This window comes from Synechococcus sp. R70.1 (assembly GCF_047461675.1).
Classification (GTDB): Bacteria; Cyanobacteriota; Cyanobacteriia; order Thermostichales; family Thermostichaceae; genus Thermostichus.
Window position 1 is genome coordinate 1 of record NZ_JANSHR010000024.1, and the last position, 4,337, is coordinate 4,337.

General features: G+C 66.3%; 4 protein-coding genes and 1 rRNA gene. 1 reads left to right on the forward strand and 4 read right to left on the reverse strand.

Annotated elements, in window-relative coordinates:
* Positions 1 to 706: 706 nt before the first annotated feature.
* From NW807_RS02615 to NW807_RS02625, 3 genes are all read right to left on the reverse strand, one after another.
* Positions 707 to 2,223, reverse strand: a 16S ribosomal RNA gene (locus NW807_RS02615).
* 98 nt (positions 2,224 to 2,321) lie between these two features.
* Positions 2,322 to 2,786 carry a transcriptional regulator NrdR gene (nrdR, locus tag NW807_RS02620; protein ID WP_414425219.1) on the reverse strand — a complete coding sequence of 155 codons (465 nt, stop codon included), beginning with the start codon at positions 2,784 to 2,786 and terminating at the stop codon, positions 2,322 to 2,324.
* Positions 2,783 to 3,490, reverse strand: coding sequence for an SDR family NAD(P)-dependent oxidoreductase (locus NW807_RS02625; protein WP_414425220.1), 708 nt, complete (start codon positions 3,488 to 3,490; stop codon positions 2,783 to 2,785). The genes nrdR and NW807_RS02625 overlap by 4 nt, the downstream gene beginning before the upstream one ends.
* 28 nt (positions 3,491 to 3,518) lie before the next feature.
* Here NW807_RS02625 and NW807_RS02630 point away from each other — a divergent pair, with 28 nt between their 5' ends.
* Positions 3,519 to 3,998, forward strand: coding sequence for a macro domain-containing protein (locus NW807_RS02630; RefSeq protein ID WP_414425221.1), 480 nt, complete (start codon positions 3,519 to 3,521; stop codon positions 3,996 to 3,998).
* On the opposite strand, the gene aac(6') is transcribed toward NW807_RS02630, so the two are convergent.
* A partial coding sequence (gene aac(6'), locus NW807_RS02635; RefSeq protein WP_414425222.1) for an aminoglycoside 6'-N-acetyltransferase occupies positions 3,995 to 4,337 on the reverse strand: 343 nt, incomplete at its 5' end. The two genes, NW807_RS02630 and aac(6'), sit on opposite strands and share 4 nt — an antisense overlap.

The following is a 4,337-nucleotide window of genomic DNA, read 5'->3' on the forward strand; positions in this document are numbered from 1 at the left end:
GGCCAAAGGCTCCCGGCCGTGCAGCTCGGGCCTGGGGTCCACCCCCAGGACCAAAGGGGGGCGGGAAAGGGCTTCCAGGAAGTCCACGCCCCTCACTATAGGGCTTGACAGGGGGAAGAGGCCCGGGATGGGCTTTCCGGCGTACCGCGAGGTGGGAGATGAAAAACTGGCCTTGGCTATAGGTCTACTGGCACTGGCGGCCTGCCAGCAGCAGGGGGGCTTGCGCCCCAAAGCCTCCAAGGCGGGAGCACCTACATCGCCGTCCTGGAGCCCGGCCTTCCCCATAAGGCCCGGCTACTGGAGAAGCTTTCCGCCCTGGAGCGGGAGCACGGCCTAGAGATCCCGGCCGAGGACCGCCTCGAGGCCCTGGGGGCCGTGATCCTCCGCAACCTCTCCCCGGCCAAGGCGGAGCGCCTGGCCAAGGACCCCCGGGTCTACGCCCTGAGCCCCGACCAGGAGGTTAAGGCCTACGGGGAGACCATCCCCTGGGGCGTGGCGCGCATCGGCGCCCCCACCACCACCTTCCTGGACCAACACCTCGGGCCACCCCCATCCCGAGCCCTTCCTGAACGTCCGGGGATTTTAAGCGGGGTACGTAAAAAGCCCCCCTCCTGGGGAGGGGGCAAAGAAAAACCCCCTAACGGGGGGTTTCTTACGCCGGCTTGGCAGGGCTTGAAAGCGCGGGAACGGGCTCCATGCTCCTTAGAAAGGAGGTGATCCAGCCGCACCTTCCGGTACAGCTACCTTGTTACGACTTCGCCCCAGTCACGGGCCCTACCCTCGGCGCCTGCCCTAAGGCTCCCGGCGACTTCGGGTAAAACCCGCTCCCATGGCGTGACGGGCGGTGTGTACAAGGCCCGGGAACGTATTCACCGCGGCATGGCTGATCCGCGATTACTAGCGATTCCGGCTTCATGGGGTCGGGTTGCAGACCCCAATCCGAACTACGCCCACCTTTTTGCGATTCGCCCCCCGTCACCAGGTCGCCTCGCTCTGTAGTGGGCATTGTAGCACGTGTGTCGCCCAGGCCGTAAGGGCCATGATGACCAGACGTCGTCCCCGCCTTCCTCCTGCTTTCGCAGGCAGTCCCGTTAGAGTGCCCGGCTCGACCCGCTGGCAACTAACGGCAGGGGTTGCGCTCGTTGCGGGACTTAACCCAACATCTCACGACACGAGCTGACGACGGCCATGCAGCACCTGTGCTAGGGCTCCCCTCGCAGGGCACCCCAGGCTTTCACCTAGGTCCCCTAGCATGTCAAGGCCTGGTAAGGTTCTTCGCGTTGCTTCGAATTAAACCACATGCTCCACCGCTTGTGCGGGCCCCCGTCAATTCCTTTGAGTTTCAGCCTTGCGGCCGTACTCCCCAGGCGGCGCGCTTAACGCGTTGGCTTCGGCCCCCAGATAACCCAGAGACCTAGCGCGCATCGTTTAGGGCGTGGACTACCCGGGTATCTAATCCGGTTTGCTCCCCACGCTTTCGCGCCTCAGCGTCACCAGTGAGCCAGGTGGCTGCCTTCGCCATCGGCGTTCCTCCCGGTATCTGCGCATTTCACCGCTACTCCGGGAATTCCACCACCCTCTCCCACCGTCTAGCCTGAGCGTATCCCACGCTCCTCCACGGTTGAGCCGTGGCCTTTCACATGGGACGCCCCAGGCCGCCTACACGCCCTTTACGCCCAGTAAATCCGGGTAACGCTCGCGCCCTCCGTATTACCGCGGCTGCTGGCACGGAGTTGGCCGGCGCTATTACCCCGGTACCGTCAGTCCCCTCATCGGGGGTTTCGTCCCGGGTTCAGGAGTTTACACCCCGAAGGGCTTCCTCCTCCAAGCGGCGTCGCTCCGTCAGGCTTGCGCCCATTGCGGAAGATTCCTAACTGCTGCCTCCCGTAGGAGTGGGGCCCGTGTCTCAGTGCCCCTGTGGCCGGCCATCCTCTCAGACCGGCTACCCGTCGTCGCCTTGGTGGGCTCTTACCCCACCAACTAGCTGATGGGACGCGGGCCCATCCGGAAGCGGGTAAAACCCTTTAAACACACCCCACAGGATGCGTCCACATGGGGGATTAGCCTGGGTTTCCCCAGGTTGTCCCCCTCTTCCGGGTAGGTCACCCACGCGTTACTCACCCGTCCGCCGCTGACCGTGAGAAACCCCACGGCCCGCACGACTTGCATGTCTTAGGCACGCCGCCAGCGTTCACCCTGAGCCAGGATCAAACTCTCCACAAAAGGACGCCTTGAGGCGTTTAAGCGCTAGCGTTGGCCCTGCGTTCTCCCCTTTTCAAGGTCCCCCTGCTTGGGCTTTCGCCCGCGCAGCAACAGCTATCCTACCAAGCCCCTTCCTTCTTGTCAACCCCGAAGAGCTGGCGGATCTCCTCTATGAACCGCTCCACGGAATCAAACTCCCGGTAGACGGAGGCGAAGCGGATGTAGGCCACCTGGTCCAGGTCCTTGAGGAAGGCCATGGCCTTGAGGCCGATCTCCTCGGAGGTGATCTCCGGGCCTGCGACCTGGTCCTCAAAGGTGTAGGCGAAGCGCCTGAGGGCCTCCTGGCTTACGGGGCGCTTCTCGCAGGCGAGGAGGAGGCCTCTAAGGAGCTTGTCGGGGTTGAAGGGCTCCTTGCGGCCGTCCCTTTTGATGACCATGAGGGGCTCCAGCTGGGTGCGCTCGTAGGTGGTGAAGCGGCGGCCGCAGGAGGGGCACTCCCGCCGCCTGCGGATGGCGGCCCCCTCGTCGGAGGGCCTCGAGTCCCCCACCCGGGTGTCGGGATGGCCGCAGTAGGGGCACTTCATGGCACTTCCCGCAACATCTCGTAGATCTCGGGGGCCATGGGGGGTTCGGGGAGCTGCACCTCCAGGACCACTCCCCGCACCCCCTCGGCCACCATGGACCCCAAGGCCAAGGCGGCCCGCACCAGGGCCTGGTCGTGGGCCTCGCCCACCGGGTCCCGGGAGGGGACCACCCCGTTCACCCGCACCCCGGGAAAGGTGCGGGTAGTCCCTTCTATAAGGCCCTCCACCGCCTTGCGCACGGAGAGGGTGTGGGGCTCTATGCGGGCGGCAGGGGGCAGGACCAGGGTGACGAAGCCGCCCCCCGCCAGGTGCCTCAGGCCCTGCTGCAGGACGTAGAGGCTGGACTTGACGTCCTGGCTCATGAGGTCGTACCACTCCCCTTCCAGAAGCTCCACGAAGGGGGTCTTGCTCTCGGCGGTGGTCACGTGGACGATGCCGTCCAGAAGGCCAAAAAGCTCCTCCACCTTCTCAAAGGTGCCCGTCACGTCCAAGACCACGCTCATGTCCCCGCGGATGGGGATGGCGGTGGCCCCCAGGGCCTCCACCTCCGAGGCCACTGCGGTGGCTAGCTCCACGTCGGGGTCCACGGCGATCACCGTGGCCCCGTTGCGTCCGTAGCCGTGGGCGATGGCCCGCCCGAAGCCCCGCCCGGCCCCGGTCACCATGACGATCCGCCCCTCGAGGCCCAAAAGGTCCCGTGACATCAGGCCCATTGTACGGGAAAATAAGGGCATGGCCCGCATCCGCATCGCCGAGGGCGACATCACCGAGTTTGAGGGGGACGCCATCGTCAACGCCGCCAACAACCACCTGAAGCTGGGGGCCGGCGTGGCGGGGGCCATCCTGAGGAAGGGGGGAGCCTCCATCCAGGAGGAGTGCGACCGTATCGGCAAGATCCGGGTGGGCGAGGCGGCGGTCACCGGGGCGGGAAACCTAAAGGCGCGCTACGTGATCCACGCCGCCGTTTTGGGGGACGAGCCCGCCAGCCTGGAAACCGTGGGCCAGGCCACCCGAAGCGCCTTGGAGAAGGCGGTGGAACTGGGCCTCAGGACCCTCGCCTTCCCCCTCCTGGGAACCGGGGTGGGAGGGCTTCCCGTGGAGGCGGTGGCCCGGGTCATGCTGGAGGAGATCAAGAAGGCCCCGGACACCCTGGAGGTCACCCTCTACGGCTACCGGGAAGAGGACGCCGAGGCCATCCGGCGGGCCCTTTAGAGGGCCTTGCGGAAGCAGACCAGCCGCTCCACCTCCTCGTAGCCCAGGTGCCGGTGCACCTCCTGGCCCAGGAGGTTGCTGAGCTCTGCATCCGAGGCCATCTCCTGACACCCCTGGGCCCGGGCCCAGGCCTCGGCCTCCTGGACCAGGAGGCGGGCCACGCCCCTTCTCCGGAAGGTGGGGAGCACGTAAAGCCCCTCGAGGTAGCCCACGGGGGAGGTCTCGCACCCCTCGGCGTAGGGGCGGAGGGAAACCTCCACCAAGCCCAGCAGAAGGCCCTCTTCCTCGGCAACGAAGGCCGCCTGCCGGGGGTCCTGGAGGAGGGCCTCCACCTCCTCG

Excerpts from the sequence above, each read along its gene's own strand:
- nrdR (WP_414425219.1), bottom strand. The coding sequence starts at position 2,786 with ATGAAGTGCCCCTACTGCGGCCATCCCGACACCCGGGTGGGGGACTCG.
- NW807_RS02625 (WP_414425220.1), bottom strand. The coding sequence starts at position 3,490 with ATGTCACGGGACCTTTTGGGCCTCGAGGGGCGGATCGTCATGGTGACC.
- NW807_RS02630 (WP_414425221.1), top strand. The coding sequence starts at position 3,519 with ATGGCCCGCATCCGCATCGCCGAGGGCGACATCACCGAGTTTGAGGGG.